The organism is Embleya sp. NPDC001921 (assembly GCF_053594475.1).
This window is the reverse complement of record NZ_JBSFEO010000022.1, coordinates 95346-120992: the sequence shown is the minus strand read 5'-3', so window position 1 is coordinate 120992 and position 25647 is coordinate 95346. Positions and strand designations below refer to the sequence as shown.

Sequence of the window (25647 nt, the reverse complement as noted above, 5' to 3'; positions counted from 1 at the left end):
ATTGAGGACACGCCCTACGCGACCCGAGTGCACGGGGACCCGACCGAGGCGCTGAGGACGCGCGGAGCCGGTTCGCCGGCGCGCGTGTAGGTGTCCACGAGGGCCCGGCGCACGGCCGCGAGCGCGGCGCCCGGCACCACCGCGATCGAGGGCCCGCCCGCACCCAGCGGGTGGGCCTCGATCGCGCCCGAGGCCAGTGCGGCCCGGCAGGCCGGGGACGCGGCGGCGGTTCGGTCCGGGGCCGCCCCGGCCGCCGACGCGTCGTCGGCCGGGCCGTCCGCCCACCGGGGCACCGTCAGCACGAACCGCAGGCCGAGCCGCTCGGGGTCGAACGGCACGTGCTCCACCGCGCCCGCGTCGTCCTCGATCAGCGTGATGTGGCCCGGCCGGCCGAGCAGCGCGACCGCGCCCAGCGGGGGGTCGGCGAGCCGGATCCGGGCCCGCCGACCGATGCCGGCGGCCGGGTGGTGGAACGCCGTCTCGGCCAGCGCCGCCACGCAGGTCAGCGGGATCGAGGCGGACAGGCCGGTGTTGTCCGGCAGGTCGGTGTGCACGAGCAGGTCCAGCCCACCCGCGCCGGTGGTGCCCGCGAACACCGGGCGGGCCCAGGCGGGGAGCGGGCCGACGCCGACCGCCGGGTCGATCTCGGCCGACTCCTGTGGCCGGTTGATCGAACCGACCCGGACCACCCCGTCGGCGCGCGGCGCGGCGGCGATCACGACCCGCCAGGACAGCGGCACGGCCGCGCCCGGCCCGGACCGCGAGCCGGACAGGCGCAGCACGTACGGCGCGGACCAGACACCGGCCGGAGGTCGGCCGAACGCCTCCGCGAACACGAACGGCACCAGGCGCAGCACGGGTGCGGCGCCGCGCTCGGCGGGCAGTGCCGCGGCGTCGGGCCGGATCGGCGTCGGGCCGGTCCCGGCGGCGGCCGGTGTGCCGGTCCGCGAGTCGGTCCCGGGACCGGTCCGCGGGCTCGTGCGGGGGAGCGGGCGCGGTCGTGGGCGGGTCATCCCGGGTCCTTTCGGGCGAGGAGACGGTAGGCGTTACTGGCCCCGTGGTCGCCGGCGGCCCGCGCGAGCAGGAAACCGACCGCGTCCAGCAGTACGGCCACCACGAAGCACGGCACCGAGAGCACGACCAGAGCCGCCCGACGGGCCCGGCGCCACGGGGTCGGCCCGGCCGCGATCCAGGGCATCGTCGGATTCGGCCCGAGCGCGGTGAGCGCCTGGGACACCGCGCCGGTGAAGTCGTTGCCCTGGTGCGCCCGGCCGGTTTCGTGTGCGAGCACGGTGAACCCGCGTGCGTTGAGGGCGTCTTCGAGGTTGCGCCGGGGCATCAGGTGCTGGTGTTGGGGCTGGAACAGCGGCAACCACAGGCCGCGCAGCAGCCGGCCGTACCAGCACCGCGGGTCGGGCAGTTCGATCAGCAGCCGACCGCCCGGCACCAGGACCTTCGCGGCGGCGTCCAGTTCGGCGAACGGATCGCGGGTGTGCTCCAGGTAGTGGTGCATGCTGACCACGTCGTAGCCGCCGGCCAGATCGTCGGCCAGGTCGGGGAACTGGCCGCGATGACCGGTCCGGATCCAGCCGCGCCGTTCGGCCGCCGCGACCCCGTCGCCGAGGTCGAGCCCGTCGAAGGCGGTGTCCGGCAACACGCTTCGGCCGACCACGCACATGTGCGCGTGTCCGGTGCCCACGTCCAGCCACGCGCGCGGGGCGGTGTCCGCCGGCAGGTGTCGGCGCAACAACTCGGCGCGGGCCCGGTAGGTGCGCGACATGGTGCCGAACAGCGCCTCGGCGCCCGGGCCGCCGAGGCCGTCGTAGAAGTCGCGGTAGTAGTACTCCAGACCGGCGAGGGACAACCGGGGGTTCTGGAACACGTGCGCGCAGTCCCGGCAGCGCTCCAGCGTGAACCGGCCGGGCTTGCCCTGGAGATGGTCGCCGATCCGGCGGTGCACCCCGATCCGGTCCGAGCCGCACCACGGGCACGTCTCGCGGCGCTCCTCGAAGAACGCGCCCAGGCCGTGCGCGACGCCGCGCGCGTACTCCGGACGCAGCGCGGCGGGATCCATCGCGGGCGTGTGGGCCCGGTCCGGGCGCGGCCCCAGGACCGCGCGCACCCAGCGCCATCCGGCCAGGAACGGCCGCAGCGCGGTGGCCCGACCCAGGTCGCGCGGGCGCACCGGCGAGAGGCCGGCGACCACCGCGTACGGCTGCGCCCACATGACCAGGAAGACCAGCGCGCCCCAGAACGGGGTGGTCACGCACGCGCCGGTGTAGGCGGCGGCCTCGCCCAGTCGGCCGATCAGGTTGGGCCACACCGGCACCCCCTCGGCCCGCAGCCGGCGCTTGCGCAGGGCCGGATCCGGCGGCGTCGCCGTCAGTTCGGGGGCGACCGCGTGGCCGGTCTCCAGCGCGGCGAACGGGCGCAGCCTGGCGGTGAGTTCGATCAGGCCGGGCTGGTCGAGGTCGACCAGGTCGGCGGCCGGGACGGCGGCCCGGCGCAACACGTCGTCGCGCACCACGAGCGCGTGGCCCGCGCCGCGGCCGCGGGCGAGCGGGTCGCGGCGCACCCGGTCCGGGTCCAATCGGCCCAGCAGGGTTAGCAGTTCGTCGGCGGGCAGGTCGCCGGGGACCAGATCGAGCAGCAGTAGTCCGGTGTGCTCGGCGTGCCCGACGGCGGCGCGCACGGTGGATTCGTCCGGGTGTACCCCGAGCGCGGTCACACACGTCCACGCGCCGACGGGCCGATCGGCGGGCAGCGCGGGTGGTGGGGGCCCGACGGGCAGTACGGGCAGCGCGCGCAGTCGGCGGCGCAGGGTGCGGGTGCCGCCGGCCAGGCCGAGGCCGATCAGCAGGGCGAGCCACGGGAACGGTCCGGCGACAGGGCTCAGCACAGCTTCTCCAGACGGTCGGCGGCGGCGTCGGCACCGCCTGCGGCGGCGAACGAGGCGCGTACCCGGTGGGCCCCCGCGCGCAGGTCGGCCCGATCCAGCACGTCGGTGACGGCGGCGCGGATCTCCGGGACGTGTGCGCGGCCGAAGCGCACCCGGACCCCGGCGCCGGCGGCCACCACCTGGCGGGCCACGATCGGCTGGTCGTCCCGGATCGGCGCGAGCACCAGCGGCAGGCCGAACGCGAGCGCCTCGCACACGGTGTTGTGACCGCCGTGTGTGACCACCGCGTCCAGGTGCGGGAGCAGGTCGAGCTGGGGTACGAACTCGCGGATCAGAACGTGCTCGGCCGGTTCGCCGGCCAGCCGCTCGGGGGCGGCCAGGATCACCTGGAGCCGATCGGCGAGCGGTCGGGTGGCCGTGACCACGGCCGGGTAGAACCGGGCGCCCGCCTCGCGGTTGAGCGTGCCCAGCGAGACCAGCACCCGGTGTCGGCCCGAGTCGAGCCGGTCCCACGGAAAGTCCACCGCCGCCGGTCTGGGTCCGAACGCGGGCCCCACGTAGCAGTGATGCGCCGGGGCCGGCTCGGTCAGGCCGACCAGTTCCGGCGTGGAGAAGACCAGCACCAGGCGCGCGGAGAAGCGCGGATCGCAGTCCGCCGGCACACCGGCCGCGATCGCGGCGCCGGCGATGCGCGTGCGAACCCAGTCGGCGACCTTGGGGAAGCCCAGCAGCGGTCGGGTGAACTCGGCCGACGTGGTGGCGGACGTGGCCCATGGCACGCCGGCTCGGACGGCGGCGAAGGCGCCCGCGAAGGTCTGCTGGTCGGCCACCACGACATCCGGGCGGTATGCCGTCACGGCCGCGGTGACCCCGGGCAACATCGCGTGCGCGAGCGGCACCAGCGTCTCCTCGACCAGGAAGCGCAGCGCGGCCACCCCGCGCAACCGCTGCCAGTTCGTGTGCAGTCGGGCGTAGCCGCCGGTCTGGTCCGGGGCCTCGCCGGTGGCGAACAGCCGGGCGCCCACCGGGAGCAGGTCCAGGATCTCCGGCGGTCCGCACCACACCGCGTCGTGGCCGCGCCCGACGAGCGCGGCGGCGACCGCGACGGTGGGGTTCACGTGCCCGGTGAACGGCGGGACCACGAACATGAATCTCATCGGCCGACCTCGGGCCGCGGCGTGGCCGGCTCGGGCCGGGGCAGCCAGTCGAGCAGCGCGCTCAGCACGGGCGCGGTCGCCTCGCGCAGCACGGTGTGCCCGACGCCGGGCAGCACGGTGAGCGTGCAGTCGGGCAACAGGGCAGCCAACTGTTCGGCGGGGGCCAGCAGTTCGGAGAGTTCGCCGTACAGCGCCAGGACCGGGCAGGCCAGGTCGGCCAGTTCGCTCGGCGTCGGCGCGCGGAGCAGGGTGACGTCCTCGATCAGCGTGGTGCCGTTCAACAGCGCGTCGGCACCGGCCCGAAGGCGGGCCACCTTGCGGGCGGGCCCGGCCGGCGGCCGCTCCGGGCCGCGATGCGACTCCAGGCCCAGGGCGGCCAGGTTGAGCGTGTTGGCCAACTCCTCGACCCAGCCGCCCGCGTACGGCTCGGCGCCGGCCGGGATGTCCAGGCACTGCCCCTCCAGCAGCACCAGACTCGCGACCAGGTCCGGCCGGGTGCGCGCGGCGTGCAGCGCGAGCAGGCCGCCGAAGCTGTTGCCGACCAGGTGGACCGGGGCCTCCAGGTCGCACGCCTTGAGCAGCGCGGCCAGGTCGGCGACCGCGGTGTCCGGGTCGTAGCCGGTCCTGGGCCGCTCGGTGCGGCCGTGTCCGCGCTGGTCGTAGAGCAGCACCTCGAACCCGGCGCGGGCGATCGGCGCGGCGAGCGTGTAGTAGAAGCTGGAGAGGTTGTCCAGGACCAGGCCGTGCAGGAAGACCACCGGAGTGCGCGGCGCCGGTCGATCGGCGGGGGCCCGGAGCCGTTGCACGTGAAACCGCAGGCCGTTCGCGTACACCTCGCTCACCGGGCACCGCCGACGGCCTCGGCGCGGGTGTGCTCCGCGATGTACTCGACGAGCCGACCCACGGTCATCGCCATGATCTCCTCGATCTCCAGGTCGGCGAGGAAGGCGATGAAGTCGACCCGGTCCCCGTAGCGCTCCTGGAGCCGCCCGGCGAGGGCGACGAACTCGATGCTCTCCAGGGCCAGATCGTCGTCGAAGCCGCTCTCGGGGGTGATCTCGGCGGCGATCAGCAGCTCCTCGCCGACGATCTCGGCGAGCATCTCGGCGACCTCGGCCAGGATCCGGTCGGCGTGCGGGTCCGCGCTCATCGGCTGCTCCCATGTGAGGTGGTGGGGAATGCGTCGGGTTCCTTCGGCCGCGTGCCCGTCCACGCGACCACGTAGCGGTCGATCCGCGTGCCGTCGGGCGCCGGATCCTCGACGTCCCGGGTGTGCACGAGGTGTTCGGCCGCGCCGGGTGCGCGCGAGGCCACCGACAGCTCGGCGTCGGTGGTGCCCACGGGCCGGGCCGAGGTCACCACCCGACCCGTCGGCCGATCCGCCGGTCGGCCCGCCGGTCCGGTGCCGTCCGCCCGATCGACCGCGTCCTTCGCGCACCGAAAGCGCAGCGTCCACAACCGGCGCTGCTCGGGCCGGTCGTGCACGAGCGCGTCCAGCAGTCGGCGTTCGTCCTCGGTCGACGGCGTGCGCCACGGTGCGGCGGGATCGGGCGCTGCGGCATCGGGCGCTGCGGCATCGGGCGCCGCGGACTCGGGTGCCGGGTCGAGGAGTTCGATGGCGATCCCGGTCGCTCCCGCGCCCGCGACGGCCACACCCAGCCGATGGCTGTGTGCGAACGAGAGGTACGGCGAAACCGGTTCGCGGGTGTCCGGCGCCACGACCACGCGCACGAGCGGACGGTCGCTGCCGGCAGCGGTGATCCGGACCTGCGCCGGATACAGCGGACCGTGCCCCGCCGCCCACAACCACTGGCGCACCGCGTCCTTGGCCGCGACCCGGCCGAGCAGCCAACCCCGGCGCTCCCTGGGCGGCTTGGCGGCGAACTCGGCCCGCTCGGCGGTGTCCAGGTAGCGGCGGGTGACCAGTTCCTGCGCCGCGGGATCGGGCCAGCGGGTGCGCAGCAGACACCAGCCCTCGGGTTGTGGTTCGGCGATCCCGGTGGTGTGCGGGGTGAACTTCATCGGCCACACCCGCTCGTCGGCGGCGAATCGGCGGTAGATCCAGTCGCGTACCCGGATCCGGACCGCGCCGGTGGCCGGGTCGACCAGTTCGACGTCGCCGCGCACCGTGGTCGGCCCGATCTCCCGGATCCGCGCGGTGGCCAGCAACCGCGCGCCCGGCTCGGCGGGCGGCCCGTACCCGTCGATCGCGGCCACCGACATCGGGAACACCAGGCGATCGGTGCTCAGTCGCAACTGCATCCAGTGGCCCAGGAGTTGGCCGGCGGCATCGAGCAGCGCGCCGGGTGCGGGCAGCGCGCGCAGGACGCCCCGGATGCCGTCGTCGGCGACGGTCAACACCTGCTCGACCCCGGCGAAACCGGGGCCGTGGAACATCCAGCGATCTTGATACAGATCCTCGGCGCGCACCGGCGCGGGGCCCTCGCCGGTGAGCGGGGTGCGGTCGGGCGCCGGCGCCGGCCGGGCGGTGTGCTCGTCGGCGAGCAGCACCTCGGTGGACATGTACCGGCCGAACTCGATCCGGACCCGGTCCCCGGCCAGGGGTGTGCGGATCAGTTCGGTGTCGGTGGCCGGGGCGACCGGCAACCAGCGCAGGGACCGGACGTCCCGATACCCGGCGACCACCCGCCCGGGTCCGGCCGCCGCGTGGGCCTGTTCGCCCGCGAGCCGGATCAGCGTGGTCATCGGCAGCACCGGGAACCGGTCCGCCGCGTCCGGCCACCACTCGGGCTGCTCGTAGACGCAGTGGTCGCGGACGTAGGGGTGCTCGGCCAGGGAGAACCGGTACGCGCGGTGCTCCCAAGCCCCGGTCGGCGCCGGCGGGGAGGCCGCCGAGGGGGGTAGGGCCAGGTCGGCGACCTCGGTCAGCGAGCGGTCGGCCTCGGCCAGCGCCGCGTGGAAGGCCGCCAGGACGGGATGCCCGCCGGCCGCCGAAGCGGGGCGATGCCCACCCGCGAACCGCAGCGGCCCGGCGGCCGAGCCCAGCGCGACCAGCGGCGACCCGAGATCGAGCCGGACGACCGGGCCGGTGGGCGTCGGGGCGGCCGCGGGAGGCGGTGCCGGCGCCGGGCCGGTCGGGGCGGCCGGGTCGATCGCCGCACCCTCCACCCACAGTGCCGCCGCCGCCCGCCGGAATCCCGCCAGGCCCGGCCGCAGCGTCGAGTGCGCCGCGACGGCCAGCGCGTCGCGCCCGCGCAGCGTGTCGTGCACGAACCCGACCAGGCTGCCCGCGCCCGGCTGGACGAACACCCGTACCCCGTCCGCGTACAGGGCCTCGACCGACTCCCGGAACCGGACCGGTTCGAGGAGGTGACGGACGGTCAATTCGCGGACCGCGGCGGCGTCCCGAGGGTAGGGACCGACGGCGGTCGCCGACCACACCGGCACGCGCGGCACGCGCAGCGGGAGTCGCTCGAACGCGGCGGTCACCTGTCCGAGGTAGGGCGCCCACATCGGCGTGTGGAAGCCCGAGCGGAACGGCAGTTCGCCGCCCACGACGCCGGCGCCGCGCAACTCGGCCAACACCTCGGCGACCGCGTCGGGCGGACCGCACAACACGCTCTGGTTCGGGCAGTTGTCGTGCGAGACGACCACCGGACCGGCGCCGACCCGCCGCCGTGCGTCGTCCGCCCCGCAGCCCACCGCCGCGTAGACCAGGTCCGGCACGGCCAGCGAGTCCGGGCGCAGCGAGCCGAGGAAGCCGTCCACCGCCGCGCGCGGGTACATCCCGGCCGCGACCATCGCGGTCCACTCGCCCATGCTGTGCCCGGCCAGCAGATCCGGAACCAGGCCCGCCCGTTCCAACTCGGCGGCCAGGAATCGACCGGCGGTCAGCGCGTCCACGGCCCGCCCGACCAGATCCTCGGCGCCGGTCAGCTCAGGCCGGGGCAGGCCGCACGCGTCGGCCAGATCGTCCAGGCGCGGCGAGGTCTCGGGTTCCAGACCGGGGAACAGGAACGCGACCCGACCCGGCGTGCGCGCGTACGGGCCCAGCAGCGGGCGCGGGGTGAACCAGATCTCGGCCCGGCCGCGCCACGGCACGCCGCGATCGAGGACGCGGGCGGCCAGCGCGAGGCGCTTGGGGGTCGGGTCGGCGACCGCGATTCGGCACGGTCCGGGCCGTCCGGTCGGGGCGGGCCGTCCGGCGGTGACCTCGGCCAGCAGACGGGCCAGCTCGGACACCGAGTCGGCGGCCAGGGTCAGGACGTCGGTCACGGCAGAGCGGCCCGGTCCGGTGGGCAGCGCGACCGCCCGGCCCGCGGGCGGCTGTTCCAGCACGGCGTGCGCGTTGACGCCGCCGAAGCCGAACGCGTCGACCGCCACCAGGCGGCTTCCGTGCGGGTTGACCGGCCACTCCAGGGCCTGCCGTTGAGGCCGCATCCGGGTGCCGGCGAAGGCCGGATGCGGATCCTCGACGTGCAACGTCGGCGGCAGGGTCCGGTGATGCAGCGCGAGCGCGGCCTTGATCAGACCGGCCATCCCGGAGGCCTGCATCGCGTGGCCGATGTTGGACTTGACCGTGCCCAGCGCGACATCGGCCGGGCCGTCGCCCGCACGTGGCCCGAAGACCTTGCCCAGCGTGGTCAGTTCGGCCTCGTCGCCGACCGGGGTACCGGTGCCGTGCGCCTCGACCAGGCCGAGCAGGCCCGGTGTCGTGGGATCGAGCCCGGCCACCCGCCAGGCCTGCTCCAGCGCCCGTACCTGCCCCTCGACCAGCGGACTCATCAGGCTCGCCGCGCGGCCGTCGCTGGAGACGCCCACGCCGCGCACCACGGCGTACACCCGGTCGCCGTCGCGTTCGGCGTCGGCGAAGCGCTTGAGCAGTACCGCACCGGTGCCCTCGGAGATCAGCGTGCCGTCCGCCGCCCGGTCGAACGGCCGGATCCGCTCACTCGCGCTGAGCGCGCGCAACTGCGTGAACACACTCCACAGCGTGGCGATGTGGCAGTGGTGCACGGCGCCCGCGAGCACCGCGTCACAGCGCCCGGAGCGCAACTCGGCCGCGGCCTGGTCCAGCGCGAGCAGCGAGGTCGCGCAGGCCGCGTCCAACGTGTACGCGGGCCCGCCCAGATCCAGCCGGTTGGCGATCCGGGACGCGGTGAAGCTGGGCACCAGGCCGATCGACGCGTCCGGCCGCTCCGGGCCGATCGCGTCCCGGAACGCCTCACGAATCAGGGTCAGTCGGGCCTGATCCAGCTCCGGGGCCAACTCGCCCAACAGCGAGACCAGTTGGTGGGCGGTGCGGACCCGCTGGTCGAGCCGGGCGGTGGCCACGCCCATGTAGCCGCCGCGGCCGAAGACCACGCCGATCCGGGAGCGGTCCGGCAGCCGCGCCTCGCCGCCCGCGTCCGCGATCGCCTCGGCGCCGGCGCGCAGCGCGAGCAGTTGGTCCGGTTCGGCACCGGCGACCACCGCGGGCATGATGCCGAAGCGCACCGGATCGAACGTGGCCAGATCGTCCACGAATCCGCCGCGTCGGCAGTAGAAGCGATCGCTGCGGGCGGGCTCGCCGGCCGTGCCCGGCGCGTAGTAGAGGGCCGGGTCCCAGCGGTTCGGCGGCACGTCGGTGATCGCGTCGACACCGGACTCGATCAGCCGCCAGAAGCCGGCCGGGTCGGCCGCTCCGGGGAAGATCGCGCCGATCCCGACGATCGCCGCGTCGTCCGGCCCGGGCCCGGGTCCGCCGGTGCGGGCGCTCACCCGGACACCGGGCCGGCCGCCGGGACGCACGCGTACACGGCCTGCCGGTCCGTGCCCAGCGCCAACTCGGCGAGCAGCGCGTGCACACCGTGCCCGGGATCGATCAGCGGGACGCCGCGCCGGGCGTACTCGCGGGCCAACTCCGGCGTCACCATGCCGCCGCCCTCGGCCGCCCACGGACCCCAGTCGATGGTCACCACCCGCTCCGCCACCGGGGCGAGCGTGTCACCCGAGCCCGCCGACCAGTGCCGCGCCAGGGTCGCCAGCGCGTCGTTCGCGGCGGCGTAGTCGCTCTGACCCCGATTGCCGTACACGCCCGCGACACTGCCGAACATGGCCAGGAACGCCGGTGGCGCCAGGGTCGGCCGCAGCGCGCGCAGGGCCGCGACCAGGGTGCGCGCGCCGGTCACCTTCGTGTCGAACACGGCTCGGAAGGACTCCGGCGTCTTGTCCACCAGGAGCCGGTCGGCCAGCACGCCCGCGCCGTGCACGATCCCGTCCAGCCGACCGTGCCGCTCGGCGATCTCGGCCAGGACCCGGCGGACCGCGTCGGCGTCGGTGACATCCGCGACGTGCAGCCGTACCGAGGCCGCGTGTTCGGCCAGCTCGGCCAGCGTCGCGCGGACCCCGCGGCGGTTCAGCACTCGGGTCAGCTCGGCCTCGATCCGGGCCGGCTCACGCACCCCGGACGCGATCAGCGCGGCCCGCAGCGCCGGCGCGTCGGTCGCGGCGGCGAGCGCGGCGGGCTCCGGTTCGCCGCCGTCGCCGGTCCGACCGAGCAGCTCGATGTGACAACCGGTGGCCCGGGCCAGGCCCAGCGCCGCCCGGGCGGTGATCCCCCGGGCGCCGCCGGTCAGCAGCAGCACCGAGTCCGGACCGAGCCGCTCGCGCAGCAGCGCGTCCCGATCGGCGGCGGAGATCTCCGGCAGCGACGCCGGCCGGGTGCGCAGCGTCGTCCGGCGGCCGTCGGCCAGACCGAGCAGGACCGGTGCCCCGGGCTCGGGCCGGTTCGTCGTGCGGGCCAGTTCGATCAGCAGACGGTGGGCGGGCCGCGCGGGTTCCTCCTTGGGATCCACGTCCAGGACGCGCACCACGCGGTCCGGGTATTCGAGCGCGGCGGAGCGGGCGAACCCGGCCAGGCCCGCGCCCGGCACCGGGTCGGGGCCGGCGGCGGGCTCCGACGAGCGGCCGAAGTCGCCGCCGCCGGCGGTGCCGAGGAACACCTGCCGTACGCCGCCCACCAGCGCGGCCCGCAGCAGCGGGAAGGCGTCCGGGAGGACCGGGTCCGGGCCGTCGCCGAGCGCGGCCAGGTGGACCAGCGTGTCGACGTCCGACCACGGGACGTGCGACCGCGCCGGATCCGGGTGTTCGCCGGCCGGTTCGGCCCGATCCCGGGCGCGGACCTCGACCACGGCGCCGTGTGCCTCCAGCAGGTCGGCCAGCGCCCACGCGATCCCGCCGCCGTCCTCGACCAGCACCACCCGGCGACCGCGCAGCGCCTCGCCGGTCGGTGGGTCCGCCGATGCGCCGGGCGGCGGATCCTCGATCGGCACGCACTCGACCAGGTGCCGGGTGGGGCGGTCGCCGATCGGCGGCGGCGAGGAATCCTCGCGGGACGGCGCGGCGGGTGCGGCGGGTGCGGCGGGTGCGGCGAACTCGGCGGGCCGCGCCGCCGGGCCCTGGCCCGGTGCGGTGGATCCGCCCGGCTCGGTGCCCGCCTCCAGCACGCCGGACACGATCGCGTCGATCGTCTTGACCTTGGCCAGCCGCTCGACCACGGCCTCGTCGACCGCGCCGGCCGCGGCCGGCAAGCGCAGCCGCAGGGCCAGTTCGCCGATGATCTCGGTGCGCTTGATCGAGTCGACGGACAGGTCCGCCTCCAGGTCCAGCGTCGGGTCGAGCATGTCCTTCGGGTAGCCGGTGCGGGTGCCCACGATGTCCAGCACCACGGCCAGCACGTGCTCGCGCGTGAGCGGTCCGGCCGGCGCCTCGGTCGCGAGGGCCGATCCCCCGAGAGCCGATCCCCCGGGAGCCGATCCCCCGGGAGCCGATCCCCCGAGAGCCGCTTCGCCGGGAGCCGCCTCCCCGGGAGTCGCCTCCGGGAGGTCCGACGGCACCCGCGCGGGAGCCGGCCACGACGCGGGAGCCGGCGACGGCGCCTGCGGCACGCCGCCCGGAACGCCCAGGTAGCCGAGCAGCACCTCGCGTTGCGCGGCGACCGAGGCCCGGGCGCCGGCCAGGTATTCGAGCAGCACCGCGTCCCGCGCGGAGCCGGTCGGCGCGGCCGGGCCGCCGGCCGCCGGTGCGAGGGGCAGCGCGGCCACCGGGGTCGCCGGGCGCAGTCCACCGGGCACCGGGCGGCCGTCGGCGGTGCGCACCAGGTGGCCGTCCACGGTCCAGGCCGGGCGGGCACCCGGTTCGACGTCGATCGGCCGGATCCGGCCCGCGAGGCCGCCCGCGACCCGGACCGGCACGCCGGCCACCGCGAGTTCGGCGAGCGCGGTGAGCAGTCGGCGCAGGCCGTCCTCGCCGGGCACGTCGCAGGGCACGGCGGTGTGCGGCCGATCGCCGAGGATCGCCCGCACCATGCCGGTCAGCGCCCGACCCGGCCCGACCTCGACGAAGATCCGCGCACCCGCGGCGTACATCGCCTCGATCTGCTCGGCGAACCGCACCGGCTCGGCCACCTGACGGGCGATCAGCGCACGTACCCCGGCGGGCGTGTCCGGGTAGCGCGCCGCGGTGCTGTTGGACCACACCGGGATCCCGGGCGGGCGCACGTCCAGGTCCGCGACGGCGGCCGTGAGGGTGTCGGCCGCCGCCGCGACCACGGGACTGTGGAACGCGCACGCCACGGGCAGGCGACGCGCGGACAGCCCGGCGCCGTCCAGCGCGGCGAGCGCCGCCTTCAGGGCCCGCTCGGAGCCGGACACGACGGTCTGGGTCGGCGTATTGCGATTGGCGAGCACGACGCCGTCGATGCCGGACAGCACCTCGGCCACGTCATCCGCGCCCGCCGACACCGCCGCCATCGCGCCGGGCTCGGGGCCCGCGGCGGCCAGCACGGCCGCCGCCCGAATCTCGCCGAGCCGGCCCAGATCGCGCGTGGACAACACGCCCGCCGACCACAGCGCGGCCACCTCGCCGTAGCTGTGGCCGGCCACCTGGTCCGGCCACACCCCGAACCGGTCGAGCAGCCGGGTCAGCGCGACCGCCGCCACCCCGAGCGCGGGCTGCGCGTGCCGGGTGTCGGTGATCCGGGCGACCTGTTCGGCGCGCGTGGCGGCGTCGAACGCGGCGGGTGGGAACATCGCCCCCACACACTCCGGCGAGGTGTCCCGCAGGCCGTCGCACAGTTCGGGGAAACGGGCGAACAGATCGGCGAGCATCCCGGGCCGCTGGCTGCCCTGCCCGGGATACAGGAACGCCACCCGCCCGGCCGGATCGGCGTCGACCCCGGCCCCGGCCCCCACTCCGGCCTCGACGCCGCCGCCGCTGTTCTCGATCACCGTCCGGTGGAAGATCTCGCCACCGGGATCGACCGCACCCGCCCGGGCCAGGGTGAGCTTGACCCGCAGATCGGCGTGATCGGTCGCGACGAAGGCGATCCACACCGGGTCCGGGCCATCGGATCCGACGTCCGCCCCGGTTCCGGGCCCGGTCCCGGCGTCCACGTCGATTCCGGACGCGCCGCCGATCCCCACCCCGGCGCCGACCCCGACACGGACCCCCGCGTCGTCGTCGGCGAGTGCCGCCAGCCCGCGCAGCGGCACTTCCTCCGCCGCGTCCAGCCGAACCGCCAGCCGGTCGAGCGCGGCGTGCGCCGCCGCGAGATCCGGGCCCCGGAAGCAGAACAGCTCGGCCGGCCACGCGGCGTCCGCACCGCCCGCCCCGGCCTCGCCGGATCGCGGCGAACCGGCGAGCACCGCGTGGAAGTTGGTTCCACCGAAGCCGAACGCGCTGACACCCGCGACGCGTTCGCCGATCGGCGTGTTCCATGGGCGGGCTCGGTCGTCGAACACGAACGGGCTCGGGTGTGGCGGTCGGCGCAGGTGCAGGGTCGGCGGGCGGACCCCGAAGTGCACCGCCAGCGCGGCCTTGGCCAGTCCGGCCAGACCGGCCGCGCACTTCGTGTGGCCGATCTGGGACTTCACCGAGCCCACCGCGCAGGCCCCCGGGGCCGCGCCGTGCGCGGCGAACACCTCGGTGAGCGTGTCCAGTTCGGCACGGTCGCCGACCACGGTGCCGGTACCGTGCGCCTCGACCAGGCCGACCTCGGCCGGTGAGACGCCGGCCGCCCGATACGCGCGTTCCAGTGCCCGCCGCTGGCCCTCGGGGCGCGGCGCGGTCAGCCCGAGCGAGCGGCCGTCGCTGGACCCGCCGACGCCCTTGACCACCGCGTACACCCGGTCCCCGTCGCGCTCCGCGTCGGCGAGCCGCTTGAGCAGCACGCACACCGCGCCCTCGCCCAGCGCGATCCCGTCCGCGTCGGCGTCGAAGGTCGCGCACCGCCCGGACGGCGACAGGGCGCGCACCGAGGAGAACATCAGGAAGTCGTTGATCCCGTTGTGGGTGTCCACGCCACCGCACAACACCAGGTCGCTCGACCCGGTGTTCAGCTCCTTGCAGGCCAGGTCCAGCGCCGCCAACGAGGCCGCGCACGCGGCGTCCACGGTGTAGTTGACGCCGCCCAGGTCGAGCCGATTGGCGATCCGACCGGCGATCACGTTGGCCAGGACACCCGGGAAGGAGTCCTCGGTGGGGGAGGGCAGTTGCCGATCCAGGTCGTCGGGCAACTCGCCGAACCAGCCCGGGAACAGCGCGCGGAAGCCGTACGCGCCGGCCAGGTCGGTACCCGCCTCGGCGCCGAAGATCACCGATGTGCGCTCACGCGCGAAGGTCCGCCCCGGCCCGTAGCCGGCGTCCGCCAGCGCCCCCGACGCGACGTGCAGCGCGAGCAGTTGGGCCGGTTCGATCGAGGCCAGCGAGGCGGGCGGGATGCCGTACCCGGTCGCGTCGAACCCGATCGCGGGCACGAATCCACCCCACTTGGACGGGGTCCGCCCGGCCGGGACCGCTCCGGGGCCGGCACCCTTGACCGAACCGCGCGCGGTCGCGCCCGGTTCGGAGCTCGGCGCGAAGTAGCGCTCCACGTCCCAGCGTTCGCGCGGCACCTCGGTCACCGCGTCGACGCCCGCCAGGATGTTGCGCCAGTAGCTCGCCAGGTCCGGGGCACCCGGGAGCACACAGGCCATGCCCACGATCGCGACGTCCTGGGGCCGGGGTGCGGCCGATCGCGGCGACCCGCCCAACTCGCGCACCCGGCGGGCCAGCCACGCGGCCGAGCCGGTGGTGACCTCGTGGTGCAGCGTGGCGACGTCGGTCGGCGCCGATCGCAGCACCGCGGCCTGGCCCAGCATGAACATCCCGTCCCGACGCTGCGCGTCCGCGTCCACCGCGACCAACTCGCCCGCCTCGCGCCGCAGACCCTTGCTGGCGATCCGCAAGCGGCCCAGGTTGAGCTGCTCCAACTCGGCCCAGACCTGCCGGGCCGGCACGCCGCGCGCCTCCAACTCGCGTCGACTGTCCTCGAACGCGGTCACGAACGGCGTGCCGGCGCAGCGGGTCGCGTGCCCGGGGGCGGTCCGCACCAGCGCGGTCGACGCGCATTCGAGCGCCGCGGCCTGGAAACCGGGCAGGATCGCGCCGCCGTCCACCGCCTCGCGGGTGAACAGGTACGCGGTGCCCATCAGCACGCCGACCGAGGCGCCCAACTCGACCAGCGGCGCCGCCGCCGCGGCGACCATCGCGGCCGAACGCGCGTCGTGGATCCCGCCCGCGAAGAGCAGATCGAACCCGGCCGCGCCGCCGTGCCGTTCGGCGTACGACAACAACTCGTCCAGTTGCGCCTCCCACAGCGGGAAGCTCGCGCGCGGCCCGACGTGCCCGCCGCACTCGGTGCCCTCGAAGACGAACCGCCGGGCACCCTCGCGCAGGAACTGCGCCGCCAGTCCGGGGGAGGGCACATGCAGATAGGTGCGGATCCCGGCGGCCTCCAGGGGCGCGGCCTGCCCCGGGCGCCCGCCCGCGATCAGCGCGTACGGCGGCCGGGCGGCGAGCACCGCGGCGAGTTGTTCCTCGCGCAGCTCCGGTGGGGCGAAGCCGAGCAGGCCCGCGCCCCACGGCAGGTCGCCCAGGGCCTCGGCGGTCTCGGCGAGCAGCGCGCGCACCTCCGGGCCGCGCAACAGGGACAGCGCCAGGAAGGGCAACCCGCCCGCCCGGGCGACCGAGTGCGCGAACGCCGCCCGATCGCTGACCCGGGTCATCGGCCCCTGCACCGGCCTGGGCCCCACACCGCGCCGGGCGGCCGAGGCCACGTGGTCCACGATCGCCTCGCGCACCGCGTGCAGCACCCGGCCGGCCGTGCCGTGGCGGTCGGCCAGCCGGCCCGCCAACGCGCCGTCCTGGCCGACCGGGAGCAACTCCCGGTGCAGCCCGCGCGCGCCCGACACGGCGGCCGGATCGCCCGCCTGTCCGGCCAGCCGCGCGATCGGCAGGTCCGGACGCCGGTAGACCCGGTGGCCCCGGATCACCACGGTCTCGCTGCCGTCCATCGCGCGCACCGCCGCCGCGACGTCGGCGGGCACCGTACTCTCGGCCACCAGGGCCAGTTGGGTGTCGAGCAGCACCCCGGCGGCACCGCCCGCGACCGCCGCCGCGGCGGTGTGCGGGCCGATGCCACCGGCCGCCCACACCGGGACCGACACCCGCTCGTCCGCGAGCAACTGCTGGAGCAGCACGAACGTGGTCAGCTCGCCGCACCGCCCACCGCTCTCGGCGCCGCGCGCGATCACCCCCTCGGCCCCGGCCGCGACCGCCGCGTGGGCCTGTTCGGCCGAGGTGACCTCGACCAGGACCCGCCGCCCCGGCCCGACGGTCCCGGGCGCCCACGGCGCGTCGGGCGCCAGCAGCACGACGTCCACGTGCGCGGGTAGTTCACCCGGTTCCAGCGGACAGCCCACCGGCACCCGGACCCCGAAGGACGGGACCGCCGACGCCTCGGCCAACTCGCCGAGCGCCGCGTCGCGATCGCGACCGAGGTCGAGCACCCCGAGCGCGCCGGCCCGGTGCGCGGCGATCACGAGTCGGGCGTTGGGACGACCAAAGGGGCTCACTGCGAGAACCTGATCGCGACGCGGGGACTGCGACGTCATGGGGGCGTGCCTCCGTTCGGAAAACCGTGCGGCAGGATGAACGGTGCGGTGGAGAGAGCGCGCGAACTCGATTCCGGGCACGGCGAATCGACGCGTCCACGCCGTTGCCGGGACACGTCCCGCAGCCGAAACCCGGGTGAAGTCGAAAAAATCGGCCGCAGCCGAATCACTGCGCCGTATCGTCGGTTTCCGGCAAGGAGGAGTCAACGACGGGCGCCCCGCCGCGACGTGTCCGAACTGCCCGCGGTGAGTGCGCCCGGGACCCCGCTCGCCCAAGCGGGACATGGGGCGAGGCCCGCCGGACCACCCCGGAAGCACGGCCTCCGCAAAGTCGAACCTTGCCCGCTCGGCATACACCGATGCCCTGGAGATCCGCCGGACCCGCCCCGACGGCCGTTCCAGGAAAGGGAATTGGCCGGTTTCGCACCCTGCCGGTATGGGTGGTGTGACCGTTATGGTGCGGCGCGTGACCCTCCAGCAACTGCGCTACCTCGTCGCCGTCGCGAACTTCGGCACCATGACCGCCGCCGCCGAAGCCCTCTACGTCGCCCAGTCCGCGCTGTCCCGGGCGCTCAAGGCACTCGAACACGAGTTGGGCGCCGAACTGTTCGTGCGCGAGGGCCGGACGGTGGGACTGACCGCCGAGGGCTCTCGGGTGGTCCGGCTCGCCCGGACCGTGCTCGACACCGTCACCGCGATCGAGGACATCGGCCGGGTGGCCGGCCCGGTGTCCGAGCCGACGCTGACCGTCGCCACCACGTCCACGCTCGCGATCGGCCGCGTGGCCCGACTGGTCGCGGCGTTCGCGGGGGAGCACCCCGAGGCGCCGATCGAGGTGACCCGGCACGACGCGCGCGGCGCGGTGCTGGCCGCGGTACGGGCGGGCACCGCCGAGATCGGGGTGGCCGACGCGCCCGGGCCCGGCGACCTGCGCACCTATCGGCTGGCCGACGCCGAGGTGGTGCTCGTCTCGCCGCCGGACACGCGGCTGCCGGACCCGGTGCCGTGGAGCGCGCTGGACGGCCTCCCGATGGTGCTCCCGGAGCGCGGCAGCGAGCGGCGCTCGCAATTCGAGGCGATGTTCGCCGAGATGGGCGTGCGGCCGATCAGCGCCTGCGAGCACAACGACCGGGTCAACTGGGTCGCCGGCGTCCTCAACGGCGAGGGCTCGCTGATCTGGTACCGGGACGTGGCCGAGGACGTGTTCGGCGACTCGGCCGTGATCCGCTCGCTCGACCCGCCGCTGCGCCGCGGCATCATGCTGGTCTGCAAGGAGAACGCCCGCACCCGCTCGGCGCGACTGTTCGTCGACCTGGCGCGCCGAGCCGGCCACAGCGAACCGGACGCGGACTGAGACCCGCCGCCCGATCGGTGGACCGGGGCCGGCGCGAGCCGACGGTGGGTCCACCCGGCGGGCGACCGCGCCCGCCTACTCGATCGGCGCCGCCGCAGGTTCGCCGAGGTCGGGCGCGTCCGTGAAGGTCACCTGCGCCCCGCCGGGGCCGTGCAGCTCCAGCACGGTCACCGTGTTCGCCCCCACGCGCAGCACCGGTGCCGGAACGTACAGCGTGCGCTGCGGACCGGCGCTCCAGTAGCGACCGAGCAGGAAGCCGTTGATCCAGACCAGCCCCTTGGTCCACCCGTCCAGCCGGACGAAGGTGTCCCCGACCGTCTCCACCTCGAAGGTGCCCGAGCGCAGCACCGGTACGCCCGCCGGGATCGGCCCGGCGGCGTCCGGCAACACCGGCCCGCCCGGCGCGTCCAACGGCAGCGGGTACATCTGCCAGCCGAACAGGTTCTGCCGCTCCAACCGCACGCCCTTGGTGATGCCCTTGCGGTCGTGCAGGCCGGGCCCGTAGTTGATCCGCCCGCAGTTCTCCACCAGCAGGTCCAACCGCGCGCCGCCCGCGGGAATGGCCAACTCACACGAGGTCGAGCCGCCCTCGCCGCGGTCGAGCACCGCGATCGGCACCCCGTCCAGGAACACCTGCGCCCGGTCGGCCAACCCGTCCACGTGCAGCGGCGCCGCCTCGCGCGGGCCGCTGACCCACGTGCGGTACAGGACGAAGCCGTACGCCTGGTCGAGCTCCTCCATGGTCAGCGTGCCGGGCGAGTACACGGGCGCGGACAGGTCCTCGACGTGCGCGAGCAGGGCCGCCGCCGAGGGCAGCGCGACCTCGCCGAGCTTGATCCGGGGCGGCAGCGGCGGCGGCTCGACCGGCAGCGGCGCGTACCGCGCGATCACCTCGCGAAAGGCCCAGTACTTCTCGGTGAGTTCACCCGCCTCGCCGATCGCCGCGTCGTAGTCGTAGCTGGTCACCGTCGGCCGGTAGACGCCCTCGTGCTCGTTGGCGCCGTTCATCAGCCCGAAGTTGGTGCCGCCGTGCGCCATGTACAGGTTCACCGACCCGCCGGCCGCGAGCATGTCGTCGAGCACGCCCGCCGCGTCCGCCGCGTCCCGCACGTGGTGCGGGTCGCGCCAGTGGTCGAACCAGCCGTTCCAGAACTCCATGCACACCGGCGGCCCGTCCGGCGACCAGCGGCGCAGCGTCGCGAACGCCTCGTCCGCGCGCGAGCCGAAGTTCACCGTGGGCAACACGCCGGCCACGGTCCCGCCCTGGAGCATCGGTTCGGTGGGCCCGTCGGAGGTGAACAGCAGCCCGCTCGCACCGCGCCGGCGCAGCCCCTCGACCAGGTGCCGCAGGTAGGCGACGTCGTTGCCGTAGCTGCCGTACTCGTTCTCCACCTGGAGCGCGATCACCGGCCCGCCGTGCTCGGCGAGCAGCGGCTCCAGCAGCGGCATCACCGCGTCCAGATAGCGGTCCACCGCGGCCAGGTACGGCGGGTGGGCGCACCGCAGCCGCATTCCCGGATCCTTGAGCAGCCACGCGGGCAGGCCGCCGAACTCCCACTCCGCGCAGATATAGGGGCCGGGCCGGACGATCGCCTTGAGCCCGTGCCGCTCGGCCGCGCGCAAGAACGCGACCAGGTCCTTGCCGCCGGTGAAGTCGAAGCGTCCCGGGGCGGGTTCGTGCACGTTCCAGGCGAGATAGGTCTCGACCGTGTTCAGGCCCAGGCCGCGCAGCCGGGCGAGCCGGTCGTCCCACTGCTCCGGGTGGACGCGGAAGTAGTGCAAGGCGCCGGAGAGCATGCGAAACGGCCTGCCGTCGAGGGTGAAGCCGTCTCGACTCGGGACGAGGCTGGGGGTGGTCAAGACACTCCTCGGGCAGATCCGTGCGGTGGGACCGGATCATCGTGCACGAGGCGCGCGGCTCGGATGTGCACTCTTCTTCACGGTGTCGTGGACTTTTGTGCACCCCACCACCCGTCCGGTCGGGGCTCTCACCAGGGTGGATACTCTCTGGTTCACTGTCCTTGCCATTCGGTGACCACGCACTTGGACTTTTCTTGAGGATCATTGCGACTAAGGCACGAGGGTGGCGGCAACCCGTTGACGCCTTGTCGGGCAGGGCACATGATCGGCGGCCAAGACAGCCTCCACTGCCTCCGACCACGCGCCGGGCTCCGTCGAGTCCTGCCCATTTCCCGAAGGGACGGCCACCTCATGTGGGGTAGCACCCGCGTTCCGCGCCCGTCGTCACCCGCCGCTTCGCGCACCTCGCGTCGAGCCGGCAGGACGACCCGGCGCGCCGCCGTCGCGGCCACGATCGCGGCCCTGACCGTGCTCACCGCCTGCGGCTCCGACTCGGACTCCGGCGACCGGACCGACAAGGCGGCACAGGGCGACAAGGCCGGGGGCCAGGGCACCGCCCAGCTCGACTTCTGGGGCTGGAACCCGGCCTACGACAAGGCCGTGGCCGCGTTCAACGCCGCACACCCCGACATCCACGTCAACTACAACAAGGTCGAGCCGGGCTCCAAGGGCGGCTACGCCAAGATGCTCGCCGCGGTGAAGGCGAACAACGCGCCGTGCCTGGCGCAGATGGGCTACGAGACGCTGCCCAGCTTCCTGGTCGAGGGCGCGCTCCAGGACGTGGACAAGGAGGCGGCGGCGGCCAAGTCGAAGTACTCGGCCGGCGCCTGGTCGCAGATGAGCGTCGCGGGCAAGACGTACGGGATCCCGGTGGACACCGGACCGGTCGCGATGTTCTACCGCACCGACGTGTTCGCCAAGAACGGCCTGACCCCGCCCAAGACCTGGGACGAGTTCGCGCAGCAGGCGGACAAGGTGCACGCGGCCGACCCGTCGGTGGCCTACTCGGCGTTCGGCGGCAACGACCCGTGGTGGTACGCGGGCATGGCCTGGCAGAACGGCGGAACCTGGTTCAAGCCCGAGGGCGACACCTGGAAGGTCTCGCTGACCGAGCCGGGCACGCAGAAGGTCACCCAGTACTGGCAGCAGTTGCTGGACAAGAAGGTGGTCTCGTCCGACCCGACCTTCACCCCCGACTGGTACAAGCGTTTCGGCGACGGCAGCGTGGCCAGCTACGTCGCCCCGGTCTGGTTCACCGCCCTGCTCGAGGAGAACGCCAAGGACGCGGCGGGCAAGTGGGCGGTCGCGCCGATGCCGCAGTGGGACGCGAACGGCAGGACCACCGGCAACATCGGCGGCTCGGGCACGGCCGTGCTCAAGGGCTGCAAGAACACCAAGGCCGCGGTCGCCTTCGCGGACTGGATGAGCAGCGACACCGCGAGCCTGACCACGCTGGTCAAGGACGCGGGCATCTACCCGGCCGCCACGTCCGGCGCGAGCCTGGACGTGATGCGGCAGCCGTCCGCGTACTTCGGCAACACGAAGATCTACGACATCTTCAAGGAGTCCGCCGCCCAGACCCCGGCCGGCTGGCAGTGGGGCCCCACGATGACCCAGGTCTCCGCCGACCTGACCGACCGGCTCGGCAAGGCCGGCGCCGGCAACGGCAGGCTCGCCGACGCGCTGACCGGCGTCCAGGGCACCACGATCAAGGCCGTCCAGGACAAGGGCCTGAAGGCCGCCGCGGGCTGACCCGCCGTCACCACCCCGACGTCGCGGGCGGTTCGCACCGTGTCCCGCCGTCCCGCGTCACCTCGCGCGGACGGCGGGCACGCCGCCGTCGGCCCCATCCACCGGTTCCAGCCAACCGCACCATCCACCGGGAGCCCGCCCTTGAGCGCACCGATCCCGCGGCGCAAGCGCCGGCGGTCCGCACCCCTGATCTTCCTCGCGCCCTTCGGCGTGCTGTTCGCCGCGATGTACGCGGTCCCCGTCGGCTACGCGATCGTCGAGAGCCTGCACAAGATGCGGCGCTCCGGCCTGGGCCTGACCCCGCCCGAGCGGGTGTACGCGGGCTTCGAGAACTACACCAAGGCGCTGCGCGACGACGCGCTGTGGCACGGCGTGGGCCGGGTGCTGCTGTTCGGCGTGGTCCAGGTGCCGGTGATGCTCGGCCTCGCGCTGGTGCTCGCGCTGCTCCTGGACGCGAAGTCGGCCCGGCTCAAGGGCTTCTTCCGCACCGCGTACTTCCTGCCCTACGCGATCCCCGGCGTGGTCGCCACCATCTTGTGGGCCTTCCTCTACATGCCGCGCTCCAGCCCGGTGGTGAGCGTGCTCGACGCGGTCGGCCTGCCCTCCGACTTCCTCGGCGAGGACGCCGTGTTGTGGTCGATCGCGAACGTGGTCACCTGGACCTGGACCGGCTACAACATGCTGGTCATCTACTCCGCGCTCCAGGCGATCCCGCAAGAGCTGTACGAGGCGGCCGAGTTGGACGGCTGCGGGCCGTGGCGCACGGCGTGGCGGATCAAGGTTCCGCTGGTGGCCCCGGCGATCGCGCTCACCACCGTGTTCTCGGTGATCGGCACGCTCCAGCTCTACACCGAACCGCGCGTGTTGCGACCGCTGACCTCGTCCGTGGACGCGGACTACACACCGATCATGTCCGCCTACCACAAGGCCGTCGAGAACAACGACTACGGCCAGGGCGCCGCCGTCTCGGTGCTGCTGGCCCTGGGCACGTGCGTGTTGTCCTTCGCGGTCCTCAAGCTCTCCGCCCGGCTCACGAACGGCAGGTCCTCGCTGTGACGACGCTGACCACCCCGCCCGCGAGCCCGGTCCGCGAACGTACCCCGCGACCCGCGACCGAGCTGGGCAAGGGCCGTACCACGCCCATGCGTTCGCAGGTGCTGACCACCTCGTTCCTGTTCCTGGTGGCGACCTACTTCCTGATGCCGGTGTGGTGGCTGCTGGTCTCCTCGACCAAGTCCTCCAGCGACCTGTTCGGCAGCAACGGCTTCTGGTTCGCCGACTGGAACCTGGGCGCCAACCTGCGCCAACTCTTCTCCGAGGACGGCGGCATCTTCCTGCGCTGGGTGTTCAACTCGGTGCTGTACGCGGTCGGCGGCGGCGTGGTGGCCACCCTGCTGGCCGCGATGGCCGGCTACGCGCTGGCCAAGTACCAATTCCGCGGGCGGGGCGCGATCTTCTCGGTGATCCTGGGCGCGGTGCTGATCCCCACACCGATGCTCGCGCTGCCTATCTACCTGATGCTCTCCAAGGTGCACCTGGTCGACACCGTCTGGGCGGTGCTGCTGCCCGCCGCGGTGAGCCCGTTCGGCGTGTTCCTGGCCAAGACCTACGCCGAGGCGTCGGTGCCGGACGAGTTGATCGAGGCGGCCCGCCTGGACGGCGCGAGCGAGTTCCGGATCTTTCGCACCATCGGCCTGCGGATCATGTCGCCCGCGCTGGTGACCATCTTCCTGTTCCAACTGGTCGCGGTCTGGAACAACTTCTTCCTGCCCCTGATCACCCTCAACGACCAGCACCTGTGGCCGGTCACGCTGGGCCTGAACGCGTGGAACAGCGACCCCAACCAGCCGCACGCCAACCTGGTCGTGGTCGGCGCGCTGGTGTCGGTGATCCCGCTGGTCGCCGCCTTCTGGTCGCTCCAGCGGTTCTGGCGCACCGACCTGGTCGCGGGCGGGGTGAAGGCGTGAACAACCGCCGCGCGCCCACCGCGCGCCGCCGTACGATCGGCGCACCATGATCTTCGCGCGCTACCTCACGCCCGCCCGGGAACACCAGCGGCTCGGCCTGGTGTGCCTGGGCGTGGGGTGGCAGCAGGTCACCGCGATGCAGTTCGAGGGCCGGGTGCTGGGCTGCTACCAACTCACCCTGATCACCGGCGGATCGGGCTGGTTCCGCTCGGGCAACCGACACGCGCCGCGGATCCCGGTCCAGGCGCCCGCCGCCTTCCTGCTCTTCCCCGGCGAGTACCACGCGTACAGCCCCGACCCCACCGGTTGGCGCGAACACTGGGTGCTGTTCGAGGGACCGACCGCCGCGGCGTACGAGGACCTGGGCTTCCTGGACCGGACCGAGCCGGTGATGTCGCTGGGCGGGGTGCGGCCGCTGCGCCAGGGCTTCGACCGCCTGCTGACCGCGGTGGAGCCGGGCGCGCCCAACCGCGAGGTGGTCACCTCGGCGATCGTGCACCAGTTGATCATCGACCTGAAGACGATCCGGGTCGACGAGGACGGCTCGCGGGTGGTCCGCTACTTCGACGAACACGCCACCGAGCCGCTCACCGTCGGCGAACACGCCCGCCGACTGGGCCTGGACGAGGCGGGCCTGCGCAGCGAGATGCAGCGCGCGACCGGCACCACCCCCAAGGAGTACATCGTGCGCACCCGGCTGTCCCGGGCCAAACGCCTGCTCCTGGCCACCGACCAGTCCATCCACGAGGTGGCCCGCAACGTCGGCTACGACGATCCGGCCTACTTCGCCCGGCTGTTCTCCCGCCGGGTGCACCAGTCGCCGTCCGAGTTCCGGCGCACGGGACAGACCTCCGGTCAGAATTGAGGGGGGTCGATGGTCGACGGCGGCGCGGGTGCCCCGAGCAGGCCGCGCAGCGGCTCCTCCTCGGCCAAAAACGCGCCGATGGTGATCGCGAAGACCACCACCGCGCAGGCCACGACCAGCCATGACATCAGGGTCAGCATCAGTCCGAACGGACCGAACTCGGCCACGCTGCGGGCCACCGCCCTGGGCATCACCAGATGTGAGCCGTATTGCACGCCGACCGTGCCCAGCGCGGCCAACAGCGCGCTGGGCAACAACGGCAGCCAGCCGATCCGGCCCTCCAGGAACAGGTACTGGGTCCACCACCAGACCAGCATCGAGGCCACGAACAGCAGCACCACGCCAAGCCGGGGCCCGACGCCGAACCCCTCGTGAAACTGCGACTGGAGCAGCAGTGCGACCAGCCACACCGACATGCACAGCAGCCAGCGCAGGATCAGCCGCAGACTGAAGCCGGTCGCGCGCACGAACCACGCACGCCGGCACAACCGTTGCAACGACCGGGCCACCTGGACCGCCATCAGGAGGGTGAACACCGCACTGGCCGCACCGGTCTGTTGGCGCAGGTGCGCACCCGCGTCGTGGACCCGGGCGACCTCGTCCAGGGAGCCGGCCGGCAGGCCGAGCACGGCGCGCAGCGAGTCGCGCAACTCCTCGCGCACCGCTTCCGGCGCGAACGCGGCGAACACGAACAGCGCCGGGACGCCGGCCAGGAACACCTTCGCGGCCAGCGTGGTGGCCGCCTCGATGCTGTTGACCACCAGAAACCTGGTGGTCAGCCGACCCACGAAGGCCATCACCGGCAAGTCCTTCACCCGGCCCCGCAGTCGCGGACCGAACCCCCCGGCCGGTGCCCGC

General features: G+C 74.4%; 14 protein-coding genes. 5 read left to right on the top strand and 9 right to left on the bottom strand.

The genetic code is table 11. The annotated features are described in order from the left end of the window. Nucleotides 1-14: 14 nt before the first annotated feature. The 7 genes from ACWCPW_RS25365 to ACWCPW_RS25335 are packed head-to-tail and all read right to left on the bottom strand — an operon-like array spanning nucleotide 15 to nucleotide 16991. Entirely contained in the window at nucleotides 15-1013 is a 999-nt protein-coding gene (locus tag ACWCPW_RS25365) for a hypothetical protein (RefSeq protein ID WP_449763894.1), read from the bottom strand. Beyond that, nucleotides 1010-2899: a methyltransferase domain-containing protein gene (locus ACWCPW_RS25360; protein ID WP_449763893.1), complete on the bottom strand. Its 1890-nt coding sequence runs from the start codon at nucleotides 2897-2899 to the stop codon at nucleotides 1010-1012. The genes ACWCPW_RS25365 and ACWCPW_RS25360 overlap by 4 nt, the downstream gene beginning before the upstream one ends. Beyond that, nucleotides 2893-4056 carry a glycosyltransferase gene (locus ACWCPW_RS25355; RefSeq protein ID WP_449763892.1) on the bottom strand — a complete coding sequence of 388 codons (1164 nt, stop codon included), beginning with the start codon at nucleotides 4054-4056 and terminating at the stop codon, nucleotides 2893-2895. The genes ACWCPW_RS25360 and ACWCPW_RS25355 overlap by 7 nt, the downstream gene beginning before the upstream one ends. After that, complete coding sequence (locus ACWCPW_RS25350; protein WP_449763891.1) at nucleotides 4053-4898, bottom strand: alpha/beta fold hydrolase; 846 nt, start codon at nucleotides 4896-4898, stop codon at nucleotides 4053-4055. Before ACWCPW_RS25350 ends, ACWCPW_RS25355 begins: the two co-directional genes overlap by 4 nt. Continuing rightward, nucleotides 4895-5206, bottom strand: a complete 312-nt coding sequence (locus tag ACWCPW_RS25345; protein ID WP_449763890.1) for an acyl carrier protein — start codon at nucleotides 5204-5206, stop codon at nucleotides 4895-4897. Before ACWCPW_RS25345 ends, ACWCPW_RS25350 begins: the two co-directional genes overlap by 4 nt. Next, the gene (locus ACWCPW_RS25340) at nucleotides 5203-9777 is read right to left on the bottom strand and encodes a beta-ketoacyl synthase N-terminal-like domain-containing protein (RefSeq protein ID WP_449763889.1); all 4575 of its coding nucleotides are present in this window, start codon (nucleotides 9775-9777) and stop codon (nucleotides 5203-5205) included. The genes ACWCPW_RS25345 and ACWCPW_RS25340 overlap by 4 nt, the downstream gene beginning before the upstream one ends. Further along, the gene (locus ACWCPW_RS25335) at nucleotides 9774-16991 is read right to left on the bottom strand and encodes an SDR family oxidoreductase (protein ID WP_449763888.1); all 7218 of its coding nucleotides are present in this window, start codon (nucleotides 16989-16991) and stop codon (nucleotides 9774-9776) included. Before ACWCPW_RS25335 ends, ACWCPW_RS25340 begins: the two co-directional genes overlap by 4 nt. A 466-nt stretch (nucleotides 16992-17457) precedes the next feature. Here ACWCPW_RS25335 and ACWCPW_RS25330 point away from each other — a divergent pair, with 466 nt between their 5' ends. Further along, nucleotides 17458-18345 carry a LysR family transcriptional regulator gene (locus ACWCPW_RS25330; RefSeq protein WP_449763887.1) on the top strand — a complete coding sequence of 296 codons (888 nt, stop codon included), beginning with the start codon at nucleotides 17458-17460 and terminating at the stop codon, nucleotides 18343-18345. 75 nt (nucleotides 18346-18420) lie between these two features. Here the strand turns inward: ACWCPW_RS25330 and ACWCPW_RS25325 are convergent, their stop codons facing one another. Further along, nucleotides 18421-20142, bottom strand: coding sequence for a beta-galactosidase (locus tag ACWCPW_RS25325; RefSeq protein ID WP_449763934.1), 1722 nt, complete (start codon nucleotides 20140-20142; stop codon nucleotides 18421-18423). Nucleotides 20143-20556: 414 nt separating this feature from the next. Between ACWCPW_RS25325 and ACWCPW_RS25320 the strand changes: the two genes are divergently transcribed. From ACWCPW_RS25320 to ACWCPW_RS25305, 4 genes are all read left to right on the top strand, one after another. Then, entirely contained in the window at nucleotides 20557-21957 is a 1401-nt protein-coding gene (locus ACWCPW_RS25320) for an ABC transporter substrate-binding protein (RefSeq protein WP_449763886.1), read from the top strand. A gap of 141 nt (nucleotides 21958-22098) precedes the next feature. Further along, complete coding sequence (locus tag ACWCPW_RS25315) at nucleotides 22099-23013, top strand: carbohydrate ABC transporter permease (protein ID WP_449763885.1); 915 nt, start codon at nucleotides 22099-22101, stop codon at nucleotides 23011-23013. Then, nucleotides 23010-23924, top strand: coding sequence for a carbohydrate ABC transporter permease (locus ACWCPW_RS25310; RefSeq protein WP_449763884.1), 915 nt, complete (start codon nucleotides 23010-23012; stop codon nucleotides 23922-23924). Before ACWCPW_RS25315 ends, ACWCPW_RS25310 begins: the two co-directional genes overlap by 4 nt. A 46-nt stretch (nucleotides 23925-23970) precedes the next feature. After that, complete coding sequence (locus tag ACWCPW_RS25305; RefSeq protein WP_449763883.1) at nucleotides 23971-24789, top strand: AraC family transcriptional regulator; 819 nt, start codon at nucleotides 23971-23973, stop codon at nucleotides 24787-24789. On the opposite strand, the gene ACWCPW_RS25300 is transcribed toward ACWCPW_RS25305, so the two are convergent. Then, entirely contained in the window at nucleotides 24780-25586 is an 807-nt protein-coding gene (locus ACWCPW_RS25300; RefSeq protein ID WP_449763882.1) for a YhjD/YihY/BrkB family envelope integrity protein, read from the bottom strand. The genes ACWCPW_RS25305 and ACWCPW_RS25300 overlap by 10 nt on opposite strands. Nucleotides 25587-25647: the final 61 nt, after the last annotated feature.

What these genes read in the sequence shown, in the direction of transcription:
- ACWCPW_RS25365 (WP_449763894.1), bottom strand. Translation starts at nt 1,013, where the DNA reads ATGACCCGCCCACGACCGCGCCCGCTCCCCCGCACGAGCCCGCGGACC.
- ACWCPW_RS25325 (WP_449763934.1), bottom strand. Translation starts at nt 20,142, where the DNA reads ATGCTCTCCGGCGCCTTGCACTACTTCCGCGTCCACCCGGAGCAGTGG.
- ACWCPW_RS25345 (WP_449763890.1), bottom strand. Translation starts at nt 5,206, where the DNA reads ATGAGCGCGGACCCGCACGCCGACCGGATCCTGGCCGAGGTCGCCGAG.
- ACWCPW_RS25300 (WP_449763882.1), bottom strand. Translation starts at nt 25,586, where the DNA reads ATGGCCTTCGTGGGTCGGCTGACCACCAGGTTTCTGGTGGTCAACAGC.
- ACWCPW_RS25335 (WP_449763888.1), bottom strand. Translation starts at nt 16,991, where the DNA reads ATGACGTCGCAGTCCCCGCGTCGCGATCAGGTTCTCGCAGTGAGCCCC.
- ACWCPW_RS25305 (WP_449763883.1), top strand. Translation starts at nt 23,971, where the DNA reads ATGATCTTCGCGCGCTACCTCACGCCCGCCCGGGAACACCAGCGGCTC.
- ACWCPW_RS25355 (WP_449763892.1), bottom strand. Translation starts at nt 4,056, where the DNA reads ATGAGATTCATGTTCGTGGTCCCGCCGTTCACCGGGCACGTGAACCCC.
- ACWCPW_RS25320 (WP_449763886.1), top strand. Translation starts at nt 20,557, where the DNA reads ATGTGGGGTAGCACCCGCGTTCCGCGCCCGTCGTCACCCGCCGCTTCG.